A 14,245-nucleotide genomic window follows, 5' to 3' on the forward strand; every position below is an offset into this window, starting at 1 on the left:
CGGGGGAAACGCGTGTGGCTAATGTGATTTATGGGGTGTCACGGTTAAGGTAGAGGCATGTCTGTCAAAAATGCCTCTTCGCGCGGGACGCGCCGAAAGACGAATCGTTCACGGCCATCTGGCCGCAGCCGGTCCGGTGCTGGCATGCCGGAAACCTTGGCTATGACGTCCTCGCATCGGCGTGCTGCAGCGACCTCACAGGAGCGCACTGGTAGTGCGTTCCGGGCCGTCGGCAAGGGCTTGGGCGCAGTGTTTGGTGCCACGGCGCGCGGCATGGGAAACATGGCGCGAGGTGTAAGCCATGGAATGACCGGGCTGAAGCCGAGCGAAGACGTATATGACACCGAGGAGTACGAGACGACGAGGGAGCCGGAAGAAATTTCTGCACGCGGGGAGAATAAAAAGAAAAGCAAGGTTACTCGTGCCAATGATGAAGCAGCGGAAGAACACCCTTCGACCATGGAATTGGGTGAGTCGGAGTCGCGCGGCATTCAGGTGAAAAATCCCGATGCGGTGGCACTCGTGCTCATCGGTATTGCCATCGTGCTCGCGGCTACGGTCTGGTTCGGTGTCGCTGGCCAAGTAGGTGCCTGGGTGGGCAATATCGTGCGCTATGTCATTGGTGCGGGCGCATGGGTGCTGCCAGTGGCCTTAGTGGCTTTGGCCATTGCCTTGATGATGGATATCTCCGGCCCGGCGGGGCATTTTAAGCCGCGCATTGTGGGCGGAATTAGCGTCATTGTATTGGCCATGCTCAGCTTGATCCATATCTTTGCTGGCACCCCTGAACTTGGCTTTACCCCGGAAAGTGCCGGTGGCGCGGGCGGAGTAATCGGCTATGCCATTGGTGGCCTGTTGGAGACTGCCTTTACCTCCTTCGTTGCAGTGCCGTTGCTTTTCCTCGTCATTATCTACGGCGCCCTTTTGGTCACCGGAATCACCATCCGCGAGGCTTATGAGTTGGTGGCTGATGCCATCGCTGCAGCTTTCTCTCGCTTTGGCGGTGCGGATGAAGATTATTACGAAGACGAAGGCGATGACCTCTATGGACACGTCACCGGCGATATCGATGATATTGCGGAAGGGCGTGAGCGCAGCACCCGCCCGGCCCGACCTGCAGCCAAGCGCCGAACCTCTGAACGCGGTGGAAGCCTGCGCGCTTTCCGAGGCCGCACTGAAGGCCCCTCTCCGCGTGGTTCCTCTTATCCCACAGAGTCCCCCGCTGCGGCGGAGGAGGACGAAGCAACCCGTACCTTTAGCGCGCCAACGCGTGGCGGCTTTCAGTCCGTGTCCACTCCGGCGGAGAAGCCAGTTTCGCGCGATATTGAGGATACCGATGAGATTCCAGTCGTAGAAGGTCCTGCTGCGTCTTCGCCGGCCCAGCCAGACTCCGTAGACTCGGAGCCGACCCGCGTTCTGGGCACCGCTGGCCAGCGCTCCGCATTTGACTCTGCTCGCTCTGCTTCAGCAGCGGGTACCGCCGCCGGTTCCGCTGTGGGATCGGCTGCGGGGGCAGCCGCTGGCGCTGCGGGAGCTGCAGGGGCGGCACGTGGCGCAGCTAAGGCTGCAGGTGCCGGTGCTGCCGGAGCCGCTGGAGCCGCGGTAGCAGGTGCTGCCGCAGGTGCCGCTGGGTCCGCTGCACAAGGAGGCGCGGATGCAGTATCGTCCGCGCACGAGAAGGCTCGCCAGCTCTTCCGTGAACGTTCTGGACGCGATGCAACGACCGGCGCGCAGGTGGATAGCTCTCAACCGACGGCCGAACCAGGAGCGGGAACGGGTAGTGCCGGTGCGCCCGCGCCAGCTGAGGCGCCCGCCGCCGCGCCCGCCGCACAGTTTGGCAACGAGAATTACGCGGTTCCTTCTACGGATTTGTTGACTCCGGGAACCCCAGCCAAGGAGCGCACCGAGATTAATGACCGCATTATCGAGGCCATTACTGATGTCTTTGAAGAGTTCAAGGTGGATGCGCAAGTCACCGGTTTCAGCCGTGGTCCAACAGTGACCCGTTATGAAATCGAGCTGGGGCCAGGCGTCAAGGTATCCAAGATTACGAATTTGCAGTCCAATCTCGCCTACGCCGTAGCCACGGACAACCTGCGCTTGCTGACGCCTATCCCCGGCAAGTCAGCTGTTGGCATTGAGGTTCCCAACCCAGACCGCGAGATGGTACACCTGCGTGAGGTGCTTGATGCGCCCAGCATGACCAGCTCTCCTGACCCGATGCTTATTGGATTGGGCAAGGATATCGAAGGCGAATACACCTCGTTCTCGGTACAAAAGATGCCGCACTTGCTGGTCGCCGGTGCTACCGGTTCCGGTAAGTCCGCTTTCGTCAACTCCATGTTGGTCTCGCTGCTAACCCGAGCCACCCCTGAGCAGGTTCGCCTCATCCTGGTGGACCCGAAGATGGTGGAACTTACCCCGTACGAGGGCATTCCGCACCTGATCACGCCCATCATTACCCAGCCGAAGAAGGCCGCAGCAGCCCTGCAATGGCTGGTGGAGGAGATGGAGCAGCGCTACATGGATATGAAGGCTGCTCGCGTGCGCAAGATTGAGGACTATAACCGCAAGGTGGTCTCCGGCGAATACCAGGCACCAGCAGGGTCCGAACGCGAGGTTCGCCCGTACCCGTACATCGTCTGCGTCGTCGATGAGCTGGCAGACCTGATGATGACCGCACCGAAGGAGATTGAAGACTCCATTGTCCGCATCACTCAGAAGGCGCGTGCCGCTGGTATTCACCTAGTACTGGCAACCCAGCGCCCGTCCGTGGATGTGGTCACCGGTCTGATTAAGACCAACGTTCCATCGCGTTTGGCCTTCGCAACGTCCTCGCTGACGGACTCGCGCGTCATCTTGGACCAAGGTGGTGCTGAAAAGCTTATTGGCATGGGCGATGGCCTCTTTATCCCGCAGGGCAAGCGTCCAGTGCGTATGCAGGGTGCATTCGTCTCAGATGATGAGGTTATGGCCGTCGTCGATGCCGCCAAGTCCCAGGCCGCACCGAACTATACCGAGGGCGTGACTGAGGAAAAGCAGTCCGAGGCCAAGAAGGAAATCGATGAGGAAATTGGCAAGGATATGGATGACCTCCTCGAAGCCGTCGAGTTGGTTGTCACCGCCCAGTTGGGCTCTACTTCCATGTTGCAGCGCAAGCTGCGCATTGGCTTTGCCAAGGCCGGCCGCCTGATGGATCTCATGGAATCCCGCGGCGTTGTTGGTCCATCCGAAGGATCTAAGGCTCGCGAGGTCCTCGTGAAGCCGGAAGAGCTTGATACCATCATCTGGATGATCAAAGGAGCCGACCCTGCCGAGGCCCCCAAGGAAGTCCAGGAGGAGATGCAGCAGCAGGAACACGATGATGCCGCAGCTTCCTCCGACGCCGAGTCCACCGCAAACGCTGAGCCTGCTTCGCCGAGCGAGGCCGGTGATACCCGTACCGTACAGGCAACATATAACCCTTCGGCAGGCGCTTTCTAAGATCGTGTAAACTTAGGCAAGTCTTGGAGGGGAGTACCCCATCCTGCGGCACCGATCGTCAGCACGGAAGCGACACGCTCCCGGTCGTGCCGGCCCGGTTCCCTGAGGAGAATCGGGCGGGGGAGACCTCCGGTCATTTTGTTGTATCTTCGACCGGAGGGATGTTCCAATGCATGTGCCATTGTGGATCTGGGCGATTTCCATCGTCGTTATTCTTGGATTTTTTGTTTTCGATTTCTACTCCCATGTGCGGACCCCGCACGAGCCGACGCTCAAAGAATCAGGGTTCTGGACCCTGTTCTACGTCGGCATTGCTCTCCTTTTCGGTGCCGGCGTATGGGCCATCTGGGACCATGAACACGGCATTCAATACCTCACGGGCTATGTGACAGAAAAAGCGCTGTCAGTAGATAACCTCTTCGTGTTCGCGCTCATCATGGGCGCATTCAAAATCCCGCGTAAGTATCAGCAAAAAGTGTTGCTCATCGGTATTGTCATCGCCCTGGCATGCCGGCTGGTATTCATCCTTTTGGGCGCAGCGGTCATTTCCGCATGGTCCGATATCTTCTACCTGTTTGCGGTTTTCCTCCTCTACACGGCAATCAAGCTCATCATTGATGAGGTTAGGGATGCCCCCGAAACCGATCCCAACGACATGGGCATCATCAAGCTAATTCGCAAGGTAGTTCACGTCACCCCGCGTTACCACGGCGATAGGCTCACGCACCGCGTGGAGGATTCCTCTGGCAAGCGCAAGTTTGCCTTTACTCCGCTGTTTATCGCGTTGGTGTCTATCGGCTTAATCGACGTGATGTTTGCCTTCGATTCCATTCCGGCCATCTACGGCATTACCGCAGAAGCGTTCTTGGTCTTTACCACCAATGCGTTCTCCCTCATGGGTTTGCGCCAGATGTACTTCCTGCTGGACGGTTTGCTAGATCGCCTCGTGTACCTGCCTTATGGCCTAGGCGTCATCCTGGGCTTTATTGGCGTGAAGCTGCTGTTCCACGCGTTGCATGAGAATAACTTGCCGTTTGTCAACGGCGGCGAAAACGTAGAGTCCATCCCAGAATTTTCCACCATCACCTCACTCATAGTGATTGTGGGGGTACTGGTTATTACGGTGATTGCCTCGATCATCAAAAACAAGCGGGATGAAAACCAAGGCGGAGTGCCGGTATCGCATAATCACTTCGACTGGGACGAGGAAGGCAATAAGATCGTCCGTAATAAAAAGGGCGAATTCCTGGGCAAGGCCGATGACCTGCCCAAGGAAGAGCTGCCGTACTAAAAGCGCGCGTTGACCGGACTCCATTCGCGGAAACTACGGCCGGTGATGCAACCGGCCTGGTAGAAGGGGTCATTGTCCATGAGGGCGATTGCATCAGCAACCTCTGCGTCGTCGCCAAGCCCCACGATGATAAGCGCGCCGCCTTTGGTATCCGTCAAGGGGCCGGTGGCAATGATGGTGCCCTCCTCAAAAAGTTGCGCGGTAAACTCGCGGTGCGCGGGGCGAGCCTTAGCAATCTCAGGATTATTGGGGTTGTAGTCGTAGCTAACAGCAAAATACTTCATGCTTCGCATTTTAAAATGCAGGGGCATCCAAGCGCAGGTGCTTGGTGCTAACAGGTAGTATGTATAACGTGAATCAACCCGGAACACAGTCAGCGCAATCCTCGGATGTGAATCCGCAGGTGTCCAATTGGAACCTGCCAAATATTCTCACCAGCCTGCGCATTCTTTTCATTCCGGTTTTCGCATGGCTGGTCATTGCCGGCCATGAATGGTGGGCTTTTGGCCTATTCACGGCCTTAATGCTCACAGATAAGCTCGACGGGGACATCGCACGTGCCCGTGGCCTTATCACCAATTTTGGCAAGATTGCTGATCCCATCGCGGACAAAGCGCTTATGACTACCGCACTGGTATGCCTCAACATTATTGGGGCACTGCCAGTGTGGATTACCGTGGTCATTCTCATCCGTGAGTTCGGTATCACCATCTGGCGTATGGTGTTGTTGCGCCGCGGCAAGGTGGTACCTGCTTCGAAGGGCGGCAAGCTGAAGACGGTACTGCAATCCCTGGCCGTTGGATTGTACTTGTGGCCGTTGCCTGAGTGGATGAACGTACCGACCTTTGTAGTCATGCTGGTGGCGGCAGTTGTTACCGTGGTTACCGGCGTGCAGTATCTCATAGACGGCAAGAAGCAGAATAGCTAGGTGGTCTTCCATTAATACTGCTGCGGCCAGGCTTGTATCCGGTCTCACCGAGCGCGGTGAAACCTTGTCCTTCTGTGAGTCTTTAACGGCTGGGTTGGCCAGTGCTACGGTGGCGTCAGTTCCTGGGGCATCGGCTGTGTTGCGTGGCGGGTTGGTTACCTATGTCACCGAGGTTAAATCCCATTTCTTGCACCAACCTGTGGCCGAAATTGAGGCTGCCGGTGTCGTTTCTGAGGAGACTGCCCTTGCCATGGCGCGCGCTGCGGTGGCAGAAACCGCAGCGGACTGGGGGATAGGCCTTACTGGAGTGGCCGGACCTGACCTACAGGAAGGCAAACCGGCGGGTACGGTCTATATCGGAATTTACTCGCCCGGTAGGGTTGCTTTCTCCCAATTACTATCCGGGTTGGGTACAGAGCGAAATGAAATCAGGGAAGCCACGGTTGCAGCCTCTTTGCGGCTCCTCGGCACAATTTTGGAAGAAAACCCGCTGCGGCGGGAACAATAATGAGATAAGGGGCGTTGACCATAGTGATGAACACTTCAACTGCAGTCCTCGAACACTCGGTACCTGGCGCCTCCGCATCAGCAGCGCCCACCACTGCGCGTACTCCCGAGCCGCTCTTGCGTGAAGCACTTGGATTGACTCTGCGAGCCTTCCGCGCGGATAGGGGAGTCACCCTGCGTGAACTGGCTGGGGTGGCACGCGTTTCGCCGGGCTACCTCTCGGAGCTCGAACGCGGCCGCAAGGAGGTCTCCTCTGAGCTTCTCGCGTCTGTATGTCATGCGCTGGATTGCTCGGTGTCTGATGTGCTGATTGAAGCCGCAGGTTACATGGCGCTTCCGTCCATGGATGAAGAGCTCGCCCATACGGCACCTGCCGCTTCAGAGCTTTAAGCCGCTGCGGAAATTACTTATAACTTCAGTCGGTCTTGTCCTGCAGAGGAAGGCCGGCTGTGGTGATTATAGGAAGCCCGCGGCAAGCGCCCGCGACCTCGGGGAGCGCAAGCGGTGGAAACGGCGCTTCGCTACTATAAATAGCAGAACAATACGCACATATATATTTAACCTAGAAAGGTTGAAGCACACCATGGCGAACCCATTTGTTAAGGCCTGGAAATACCTTATGGCCCTCTTCGACAACAAAATCGAGGAAAACGCCGATCCGAAGGTACAGATAGAGCAGGCTATTGAGGAAGCGCAGCGCCAGCATCAGGAGCTTTCTCAGCAGGCGGCCGCCGTTATTGGTAACCAGCGTCAGCTGGAAATGCAGCTCAACCGCCGCCTAGCAGAGGTAGAAAAGCTGCAGGGCAATGCTCGCCAGGCTTTGGAATTGGCGGACCAGGCCCGTGCCCAAGGCGATGAAAACAAGGCTGTAGAATACGAAAATGCAGCCGAGGCTTTCGCCGCCCAGCTGGTGACCGCGGAAGAATCCGTGGAAGATACCAAGAAGCTGCACGACCAGGCACTGCAGCAGGCAGAAAAGGCCAAGAATGCAGTTCAGCGCAACAATGCTGCACTGCGTGAGAAGGTCAATGAGCGCTCCAAGCTGCTTTCCCAGCTGGAGCAGGCAAAGATGCAGGAAAAGGTTTCCGAGTCTTTGAACTCCATGAACGAGTTGACTGCCAATGGCAATACCCCATCTCTGGATTCCGTGCGCGATAAGATTGAGCGCCGCTATTCCAAGGCATTGGGGCAAGCTGAGCTCGCGGAGAACTCGGTGGAAAACCGCATGGCCGAGGTACAGCAAGCCGGCGTGCAGATGGCTGGGCACTCCCGCTTGGAGCAAATTCGCAGCGAAATGAACGCTTCCAAGTCTGTGGAAAGCAATAAAGCCCAGGCTATTGAAGGAAACAAGGCCTCTGGGTCCGCTGCGGACAACGCCGCTCAGCCCGGCGCTGCCAGCGATGATGCAGTGCAGGCTCGCCTGCGTGAGCTGCGCGGGGAATAAATCAGCCACCACTGCCTAGCGCAGTTGCCGCCTACGTTGACCAACAGATGTGGGTCAACGGGACGGTATTTTTGTTTTAGTCGCCAACGCCGCGAGCCTGTAGTGCTTCGCCCATCGCGCGCGCACGCCGGATGGAGCGAATTATGACCGGGGTGCCAAAGGCCAGCGGGGACATGCCGGCGCCGCGCGCCTTGCGGGCATCAAGCACCTCGTAGACGGTTTCAAACATGAGCGGGATAAGGCGAATAGTCAATGCCATAGCAAGGCTGACGTTTTCTACCGGTACGCCCAGTCGCTTGAGCGGGTGTAGTGATTCTTCTAATGACTCCATGATGGCGTCTACCGTGGAGGTAAGTGTCAGCAGGAAGGCGGCCAACATGGCGGCGAAAATATTGAGAAACATCACCGCTGCATAGTCGAAGTCCTTTGCCCACCATTGGAATCCTGCCAAGGGGACCAGGAAGAAAAGTGGTGGCCATATCTGGCTCCACGCAATACCGAGCGGAATGCGGGCACAAACATAGAGAAGGACCACGAAAATGACACCGCCTGCTGCCCACGGAAGAGATGTGAAGAAGATGCTGCTGACCAAAATGAAGACTAAAAGGAAAGCGATTTTCCAGCTGGGCTTAATTCGGTGAATGAAGCTTGTTCCATCAACGTAAACCGATAGTGGAAGATTTGTGCGTCGCTGCATGATATCTCCCCCTACAACGGTCGCTGGGACATGAGCTCTTGGTAGAACTTTATGACCTCTGCGGGCTTTCCGTCTGCGGCGATGCGATGATTATCGATGCAGATGACGCGATCAAAATCGCGCAGAAAATCCAGATCATGCGTCACTACAATTAGTTGCTGTTCCAGGCTGGAAAATTCCCGTTTGATCCGGTCGCGGTTGCGCAGGTCCAGCAGGGTAGTAGGCTCATCGGCGATAATGAGTATCGGATCAATAACCATGACCGATGCCAGCGCGAGGAGCTGCTTTTGTCCGCCGGAAAGCGTGTGCGGTGAGCGCTCAGCAAACTCGGCGAGCCCAAAGCGTTCGAGGGTGGCATCTACTAGGGCAGCGCGCTCGTGTTTGGGCAGTTTAAAGCGGCGTAGTGAAAATGCCACGTCATCGCGCACATTGGGCATGACAATTTGATTTTCGGCATCCGAAAAGACGAAACCAACCTTTTCGCGTACTTTTTTGCCCTGCTTGGCGACGTCCATGTGGTCCACCGTCACCGTGCCCTTACTGGGTTCCCCTAAGCCATTAATGAGCCTGGTTAAGGTGGATTTTCCGCCGCCGTTTTGGCCGATAATACCAATGCGCTGTTCAGTGAGTTTAAGGTTGATGTCCTCGAGAACCACGGTGTCATCAAAGGCCACTGTGACCGAGGAAAACTCGATAGTGGGCACTAGGAAGCCTTTCGTCCCATGAGATCTGGGAAGGCTGCATGGACACCGAGGGCGATGATGACGGCTACCACAAGCTTTCCTGCATCCACGGGAATGAAGGGCAGCTGAGCTGCGAAGGCCGGTCCAATCTCCAATCCGGAGCGGATCATGAGGCCAAAGGCGCCGCAAATGTATTGGATAGCAAGGCCGCACACGGCAGCGATGGCAAGTACTGCAGTCATACCGGCCTTATTTTTGGGAGAGCGGTAGGCAATTGCTCCAGCAACGGCCGGCGACAGCACGTAGCCGATGATGTAGCCCGCAGTCGGGCCTGCCAGTGCACGCAGCGTAGTTCCGCCACCGGCTAGAACGGGTAGGGCAAGGCCCAGGAACAAGAAGAGGAGACCCACATATCCGCCGCGTTTGCTGCCCAAGATCAAACCGGCGAGGATGAGCGCTGCATTTTGTAGCACGATGGGCACGCCAGCGGAACCGACGGGGATCGAGACGAAGGCGAGGACGATGACGAGGGCGGTAAAGACGGCAACATAGGCAATGGTGGCTGCCAGAGAGTTCTTCTTCATTCTCAAGAGATTAGCACTGCATAAAACCTGCAGACAATCGAATGTTTTGAACATTGTTTAACGGGGAGCAGAAGGAGGGCAGTTGAGCTAGTGCGGTGGGTGGTCAAGCGACCCCTACTAGCCTGCTGGCGCGGCCTCTTGCGTGCTGAGTAGGATGGCGCGCATGAGATTGACCGAGTATCACCAGCTCATTGTGGATGAATTTGGCGAGTCCAAAGGTAAGTGGATTAGCCACTCTCATGTCTTGCCTGACCTAGGGGCGACGCCGGATGAACTTATCGAACGCGGCGTCGATCTGCGAAAAGTTTGGCTGAGTCTGTGCAATGACTTTGATGTACCACAAGGACGCAGGTTGGGGGTAGATTATCCAAGCAAATAGCGCCATTTTGAGCTGAGTATCGGTATGCCCGCTTTCGACATTCGAACAGATGTATGTAGAATAGCGGTAGTGTCGGTGCAGTCGTCTACAGTGGGATGGCGTTGACGGAGGGAACCATCTGTGTTCCGCGACAGTCTAATTATGCGTTAGTACATCGTCGTTAAAGATAAGGATGAAAAGTAATGGCAACCAAAAAGAAGTCTTCTTCCGCAGCTAAGGGAGATGACCGCCAGAAGGCGCTCGATGCCGCCATGGCCATGATTGAGAAGGATTATGGCAAGGGCGCTGTTATGCGCTTGGGCGATGATAATCGTCCGCCCATTAAGGCCATTTCTTCGGGTAATACCGCAATCGATGTTGCCCTGGGGATTGGTGGTTTCCCACGAGGACGCATCGTGGAGATTTATGGACCAGAGTCTTCTGGTAAGACCACCGTCGCGCTGCACGCCATCGCATCTGCGCAAAAGGAGGGCGGCATTGCCGCCTTTATTGATGCCGAGCACGCCCTTGACCCACAGTATGCTCGCCTGCTTGGTGTAGATACTGATAACCTCTTGGTCTCCCAGCCTGATACCGGCGAACAGGCTTTGGAAATCGCTGATATGTTGGTGCGCTCTGGCGCTATTGACATCATCGTGGTCGACTCCGTGGCGGCTTTGACCCCGAAGGCGGAAATTGAAGGTGAGATGGGCGATAGCCACGTCGGCCTCCAGGCCCGCCTGATGTCACAGGCGCTGCGCAAGATGACCGGTGCTCTATACAACTCTGGTACCACCGCCATCTTCATTAACCAGCTGCGTGAAAAGATCGGCGTGATGTTCGGCTCACCAGAGACCACCACAGGCGGTAAGGCACTCAAGTTCTACTCTTCTGTGCGCTGCGATATTCGCCGCATCCAGACGTTGAAGGATGGACAAGATGCGATTGGTAACCGAACCAAGCTCAAAGTGGTAAAGAACAAGGTTTCCCCACCATTTAAGATTGCCGAGTTCGACATCATGTATGGCGAAGGCATCTCCCGCGAATCTTCCATTATTGACCTTGGCGTCGAGAACGGATTTATCCGTAAATCTGGTTCCTGGTTTACTTATGAAGGAGATCAGCTGGGTCAAGGTAAGGAAAAGGCCCGTAACTTCCTGAAGGATAATCCGGACCTTGCCAATGAAATCGAGCAAAAGATCTTCCAAAAGCTTGGCATCGGCGAGGCTGCGGCCGAGGGTGAAGAGGCTGCCGCGATGGATGTTCCTGGCGCCGATGACCCATTGACCGATGAGTCCGTCGATCTCGTTCCAAACGTCGACTTTGACGACGACTAAAGTCGCTTCACCCTGCACCTGCGCTATCCACGTCCCACCTGAACCTGCATTATGAATCAGCCCGCCCCCGAAAAACTCGCTCAACTCCGTCAGGCCCTAGAGGCCTATGAGAGCGGTGCGGTAGGGGGCGGGCTTTTTGATCGGGAGGCAGAAGAAGCCAAGGCTAAAGTCCGCTCTCGTGCACTGCGCCTTTTGGATCAGCGGTCTAGGTCCCGGAAGGAGCTTTATGACCGCTTATTAAAAGCGGAATTCGAGCCAGAACTCATTGAAGATGTGCTGGATGATCTAGCCCACGCGGGGTTGGTCGATGACGGCGCTTTTGCCCAAGAATGGGTACGGCAGCGCCATAAGCGCCGCGGGAAATCTAGTTCGGCGCTTAATAGGGAATTGCGTGAGAAAGGCGTGAGCGAGGCCGACCGTGCTGAAGCCCTCGAGCAGATTGACCCTGCCGATGAAGAAGCGATGGCACAGACCCTTGCGCAAAAGAAAGCCCGCTCCATTAAAGCCATTCCGTCGGATCGCAGGGAACGCGATAAGGCCCTACGGCGTATCGTGGGTGTTCTTGCGCGCCGTGGTTTCAATGAAGGGATGTCACTGCAGATTGCGATCGCAACGCTTGAGGCGCGGTGCGCTGAATTACGCGCTGCGGAATGATTCGGCAGTGCGCAGGTTGTCTCCACGTAGCTAGGTCCGGCAGTTATGAGATGCCTAACTACATGGCTAAACTATGCCGACGTGGAGCAGACAATCGCAGATACCCGTACTTATGAAGTCCGAACCTTCGGCTGCCAGATGAATGTGCATGATTCCGAGCGCATCTCTGGCCTTTTGGAGGAGGCAGGCTACTCGGCCGCCGGCGAAGGTGTAGAGCCAGACCTTATCGTCTTTAATACCTGCGCCGTGCGTGAGAATGCCGATAAGCGGCTCTATGGCACCTTGGGCGCTTTGAAGAAAACCAAGGAAAACCACCCAGGCATGCAGATTGCCGTGGGCGGTTGCCTGGCGCAAAAGGACAAGGACACTGTCCTTGATAATGCACCGTGGGTCGATGCCGTCTTTGGCACCCACAACATGGCGGCTCTTCCGACCCTGCTAGAGCGCGCTCGCCACAACGATGAAGCCCAAGTGGAGATTGTCGATTCCCTCGAGGCGTTTCCGTCCGTCTTGCCGGCCAAGCGTGAGTCTGCCTATGCCGGCTGGGTTTCTGTTTCAGTAGGCTGCAATAACACCTGTACCTTCTGCATCGTTCCTTCCCTGCGCGGTAAAGAAGAGGACCGTCGGCCGGGCGACATTTTGGCCGAAGTCCAAGCGCTGGTGGATCAGGGCGTATCTGAGGTCACCTTGCTGGGACAAAACGTTAATGCCTATGGCGTTAATTTCGCCGATCCGGAGATGCCGCGCGACCGCTTCGCTTTCTCTAAGCTGCTGCGCGAGGTAGGCAAGATCGAAGGCCTTGAGCGCCTGCGGTTTACCTCCCCGCACCCGGCGGAGTTTACTTCTGATGTTATTGACGCCATGGCGGAGACCCCGTCCGTGTGCCCGCAGTTGCACATGCCGCTGCAGTCCGGCTCCGACAAGGTTCTCAAGGACATGCGCCGTTCCTACCGCACGAAGAAATTCCTACGGATTTTGGATGAGGTACGGGAGAAGATTCCGCACGCCGCGATTACCACGGATATCATCGTGGGCTTCCCAGGCGAGACCGAGGAAGACTTCCAAGACACGATGGAATTGGTGCGCCGCGCCCGCTTTGCCTCTGCCTTTACCTTCCAGTATTCGCCGCGCCCAGGCACCCCGGCCGCGGAAATGGAGGACCAGATTCCCAAGGACGTCGTCCAAGATCGCTTCGAGCGCCTCGTTGCTTTGCAAGATAGCATCCAGGCCGAGGAGAACAAGAAGCTCATCGGCACAGACGTTGAACTTTTGGTCCAGGCAGAGGGCGGCCGCAAGAACGATGAGACCCACCGCATGACTGGTCGCGCTCGTGATGGGCGCTTGGTGCACTTCACCCCGGTTGATTCTGACGGCGCGGACATCTCCACCGCGATTCGCCCGGGCGATGTGGTCCATACTCAGGTCACCGGTGCGGGTTCTTTCTTCTTGCTTGCCGACGCCGCCGTTACCTCCCACACCCGCACCAAGGCCGGCGACATGTCGGCCGCCGGTGAGACCCCGACGACGGCGCCCATCGGCGTGGGTCTGGGATTGCCGTCTATTGGAAAGCCAGCGGCCGCTGAATCCGGCGATTCTTGCGGTTGCTAAGAGGGGAGTAGGCTAGGGACCCATGACTGAGGAAAAGCCCACCACCGCCGCCCAGAAAGCAGCTACCGCGGAGCGCCGCGCAGCACAAACAATGGACCTCGGCGGCCACAAAGTCACACTGTGCATCGCGGTGGTGGCTTATATCCTCTACCTGGTTTTGCCCTACGCCGGCCCCTCACACGGTTGGGAAGCGTTGACCTTCGGTACCACGTCCAGCGGAGTCAGAATATCCCTCATGGAAACCGTCTCCGCGTGGCTCGCTCTCCTTGGATTGGGCGTTCTCACCCCGGTGACACTGTTCACCCGCCGAGCTACGCCTGGACTTGTCGCTTGGATGCTGGTGACTGTGTCCTTCTTCGCCAACCTGTGGGGTTTCTGGTTCCGCGGGTCTACCGCTGACGGGGCATCGCTGGGAATGTGGGTAGGAATGCTGGCTACCTTCCTCGCATTTTTGGCCTATTGCTTAGTGGCGTTGCGCCGCAGCCCAGAGCAAAAGGCTGCCGAGGCTCAAGTGCGTGCCACCGCCGGACAGCTCGATGAGGTGGGCGAATTCCAACCTGCTATTAACGCGGCGCCGCGGCAGGTGCCAATTGTGGATAATCGCCGCAAGCAAGCTGCTGAGCGTCACCGCGCCCAACGCGGCGAGTAAAAAGCGCGCCGCCGCGCCTTTA

General features: G+C 57.0%; 15 protein-coding genes. 11 read left to right on the forward strand and 4 right to left on the reverse strand.

The window, feature by feature from the left end; translation table 11 throughout:
• The first annotated feature begins 144 nt into the window (after positions 1-144).
• Positions 145-3,483, forward strand: coding sequence for a DNA translocase FtsK 4TM domain-containing protein (locus tag WMP96_RS01495; RefSeq protein WP_436407005.1), 3,339 nt, complete (start codon positions 145-147; stop codon positions 3,481-3,483).
• A gap of 169 nt (positions 3,484-3,652) precedes the next feature.
• Positions 3,653-4,774, forward strand: a complete 1,122-nt coding sequence (locus WMP96_RS01500; protein WP_340431972.1) for a TerC family protein — start codon at positions 3,653-3,655, stop codon at positions 4,772-4,774.
• On the opposite strand, the gene WMP96_RS01505 is transcribed toward WMP96_RS01500, so the two are convergent.
• Positions 4,771-5,058, reverse strand: coding sequence for a YciI family protein (locus WMP96_RS01505; protein ID WP_301715668.1), 288 nt, complete (start codon positions 5,056-5,058; stop codon positions 4,771-4,773). The two genes, WMP96_RS01500 and WMP96_RS01505, sit on opposite strands and share 4 nt — an antisense overlap.
• A 59-nt stretch (positions 5,059-5,117) precedes the next feature.
• On the opposite strand from WMP96_RS01505, the gene pgsA reads away from it, so the two are divergent.
• The 4 genes from pgsA to WMP96_RS01525 all read left to right on the forward strand — a co-directional run bounded on the left by pgsA (position 5,118) and on the right by WMP96_RS01525 (position 7,653).
• Positions 5,118-5,702 carry a CDP-diacylglycerol--glycerol-3-phosphate 3-phosphatidyltransferase gene (gene pgsA / locus WMP96_RS01510; RefSeq protein ID WP_301715669.1) on the forward strand — a complete coding sequence of 195 codons (585 nt, stop codon included), beginning with the start codon at positions 5,118-5,120 and terminating at the stop codon, positions 5,700-5,702.
• A gap of 10 nt (positions 5,703-5,712) precedes the next feature.
• Positions 5,713-6,210 (forward strand): CinA family protein, encoded by a 498-nt coding sequence (locus WMP96_RS01515; RefSeq protein ID WP_301715782.1) that lies wholly within the window; start codon positions 5,713-5,715, stop codon positions 6,208-6,210.
• 26 nt (positions 6,211-6,236) lie between these two features.
• Positions 6,237-6,599 (forward strand): helix-turn-helix domain-containing protein, encoded by a 363-nt coding sequence (locus WMP96_RS01520; RefSeq protein ID WP_301715670.1) that lies wholly within the window; start codon positions 6,237-6,239, stop codon positions 6,597-6,599.
• A gap of 193 nt (positions 6,600-6,792) precedes the next feature.
• Positions 6,793-7,653 (forward strand): PspA/IM30 family protein, encoded by an 861-nt coding sequence (locus tag WMP96_RS01525; RefSeq protein ID WP_086587517.1) that lies wholly within the window; start codon positions 6,793-6,795, stop codon positions 7,651-7,653.
• A 76-nt stretch (positions 7,654-7,729) separates the two neighbouring features.
• Here WMP96_RS01525 and WMP96_RS01530 read toward each other — a convergent pair whose 3' ends face one another.
• The 3 genes from WMP96_RS01530 to WMP96_RS01540 are packed head-to-tail and all read right to left on the reverse strand — an operon-like array spanning position 7,730 to position 9,617.
• Positions 7,730-8,350 (reverse strand): energy-coupling factor transporter transmembrane component T family protein, encoded by a 621-nt coding sequence (locus WMP96_RS01530; RefSeq protein ID WP_340431973.1) that lies wholly within the window; start codon positions 8,348-8,350, stop codon positions 7,730-7,732.
• Positions 8,351-8,361: 11 nt separating this feature from the next.
• Positions 8,362-9,054, reverse strand: a complete 693-nt coding sequence (locus WMP96_RS01535; protein ID WP_301715672.1) for an energy-coupling factor ABC transporter ATP-binding protein — start codon at positions 9,052-9,054, stop codon at positions 8,362-8,364.
• Complete coding sequence (locus WMP96_RS01540) at positions 9,054-9,617, reverse strand: biotin transporter BioY (RefSeq protein WP_086587520.1); 564 nt, start codon at positions 9,615-9,617, stop codon at positions 9,054-9,056. Before WMP96_RS01540 ends, WMP96_RS01535 begins: the two co-directional genes overlap by 1 nt.
• A 163-nt stretch (positions 9,618-9,780) precedes the next feature.
• Between WMP96_RS01540 and WMP96_RS01545 the strand changes: the two genes are divergently transcribed.
• From WMP96_RS01545 to WMP96_RS01565, 5 genes are all read left to right on the forward strand, one after another.
• Positions 9,781-9,996 (forward strand): DUF3046 domain-containing protein, encoded by a 216-nt coding sequence (locus tag WMP96_RS01545; RefSeq protein WP_301715673.1) that lies wholly within the window; start codon positions 9,781-9,783, stop codon positions 9,994-9,996.
• Between the two features lie 182 nt (positions 9,997-10,178).
• Complete coding sequence (gene recA / locus WMP96_RS01550) at positions 10,179-11,312, forward strand: recombinase RecA (RefSeq protein ID WP_248098724.1); 1,134 nt, start codon at positions 10,179-10,181, stop codon at positions 11,310-11,312.
• Between the two features lie 51 nt (positions 11,313-11,363).
• The gene (gene recX / locus WMP96_RS01555; protein WP_301715674.1) at positions 11,364-11,966 is read left to right on the forward strand and encodes a recombination regulator RecX; all 603 of its coding nucleotides are present in this window, start codon (positions 11,364-11,366) and stop codon (positions 11,964-11,966) included.
• A gap of 45 nt (positions 11,967-12,011) precedes the next feature.
• A complete protein-coding gene (gene miaB, locus WMP96_RS01560; protein WP_200288945.1) occupies positions 12,012-13,574 on the forward strand; it encodes a tRNA (N6-isopentenyl adenosine(37)-C2)-methylthiotransferase MiaB in 1,563 nt (520 codons plus the stop codon).
• A gap of 22 nt (positions 13,575-13,596) precedes the next feature.
• Positions 13,597-14,223, forward strand: a complete 627-nt coding sequence (locus WMP96_RS01565) for an Rv2732c family membrane protein (protein ID WP_023021364.1) — start codon at positions 13,597-13,599, stop codon at positions 14,221-14,223.
• Positions 14,224-14,245 lie beyond the last annotated feature (22 nt).

The organism is Corynebacterium sp. KPL4035, from assembly GCF_037908325.1.
Classification (GTDB): domain Bacteria; phylum Actinomycetota; class Actinomycetes; order Mycobacteriales; family Mycobacteriaceae; genus Corynebacterium; species Corynebacterium kefirresidentii.

Excerpts from the sequence above, each read along its gene's own strand:
- WMP96_RS01495 (WP_436407005.1), top strand. The coding sequence starts at position 145 with ATGCCGGAAACCTTGGCTATGACGTCCTCGCATCGGCGTGCTGCAGCG.
- WMP96_RS01500 (WP_340431972.1), top strand. The coding sequence starts at position 3,653 with ATGCATGTGCCATTGTGGATCTGGGCGATTTCCATCGTCGTTATTCTT.
- WMP96_RS01505 (WP_301715668.1), bottom strand. The coding sequence starts at position 5,058 with ATGAAGTATTTTGCTGTTAGCTACGACTACAACCCCAATAATCCTGAG.
- pgsA (WP_301715669.1), top strand. The coding sequence starts at position 5,118 with ATGTATAACGTGAATCAACCCGGAACACAGTCAGCGCAATCCTCGGAT.
- WMP96_RS01520 (WP_301715670.1), top strand. The coding sequence starts at position 6,237 with ATGAACACTTCAACTGCAGTCCTCGAACACTCGGTACCTGGCGCCTCC.
- WMP96_RS01525 (WP_086587517.1), top strand. The coding sequence starts at position 6,793 with ATGGCGAACCCATTTGTTAAGGCCTGGAAATACCTTATGGCCCTCTTC.
- WMP96_RS01530 (WP_340431973.1), bottom strand. The coding sequence starts at position 8,350 with ATGCAGCGACGCACAAATCTTCCACTATCGGTTTACGTTGATGGAACA.
- WMP96_RS01540 (WP_086587520.1), bottom strand. The coding sequence starts at position 9,617 with ATGAAGAAGAACTCTCTGGCAGCCACCATTGCCTATGTTGCCGTCTTT.
- WMP96_RS01545 (WP_301715673.1), top strand. The coding sequence starts at position 9,781 with ATGAGATTGACCGAGTATCACCAGCTCATTGTGGATGAATTTGGCGAG.
- recA (WP_248098724.1), top strand. The coding sequence starts at position 10,179 with ATGGCAACCAAAAAGAAGTCTTCTTCCGCAGCTAAGGGAGATGACCGC.
- recX (WP_301715674.1), top strand. The coding sequence starts at position 11,364 with ATGAATCAGCCCGCCCCCGAAAAACTCGCTCAACTCCGTCAGGCCCTA.
- miaB (WP_200288945.1), top strand. The coding sequence starts at position 12,012 with ATGAGATGCCTAACTACATGGCTAAACTATGCCGACGTGGAGCAGACA.
- WMP96_RS01565 (WP_023021364.1), top strand. The coding sequence starts at position 13,597 with ATGACTGAGGAAAAGCCCACCACCGCCGCCCAGAAAGCAGCTACCGCG.